The sequence below is a fragment of the Halalkalibacter lacteus genome, from assembly GCF_036663595.1.
GTDB classification, from domain to species: Bacteria; Bacillota; Bacilli; order Bacillales; family Bacillaceae_D; genus Halalkalibacter; species Halalkalibacter lacteus.
In genome coordinates, this window is sequence record NZ_JAWRVL010000105.1 from 1 (window position 1) to 467 (window position 467).

Sequence of the window (467 nt, forward strand, 5' to 3'; positions counted from 1 at the left end):
TGATGATCGTAACTTCAAACAGATACTACTTGTTGTAGTTGAATTCCCTCTTTTTAATAGAGATTGCACTTTTTCACCAGTCTCGAACCGTCCTTATGCTTTCTGAAATTCTCTTTATACAAAACCTGTTCCAATTTCATGTGATAATCCACCCCAAATACTGGTAATGTAGAACTATAACTTAAGGATAAAAAGAAAGGACGATTCCATGTCAGAACGCCTCATCAGACTTGTACGTATTATTAATTTAATTCAGTCAAGCCCTGGGATTAAGTCTAAGGAGCTGGCTGAAAGGTGTGAAACGACGGAAAGAACGATTTATCGGGATTTGGAAATGTTAAGTGCTGCTCGTGTGCCGATAGTAAGTGATGGGTACGGGAAGGGGAACAAGTTTGTTGGGAATTTTTCTTTGTACCCGCTAGATTGGACAGACGAAGAAGCTGTAGCATTCGGTATGCTGCCTAACA

General features: G+C 39.8%; 1 protein-coding gene. It reads left to right on the forward strand.

Features of this window, described 5'->3' with window-relative positions:
* Nucleotides 1-208: 208 nt before the first annotated feature.
* Nucleotides 209-467, forward strand: a 259-nt coding sequence (locus tag SAZ04_RS21675) for a helix-turn-helix transcriptional regulator (RefSeq protein ID WP_332699577.1), incomplete at its 3' end; no start/stop codon positions are given.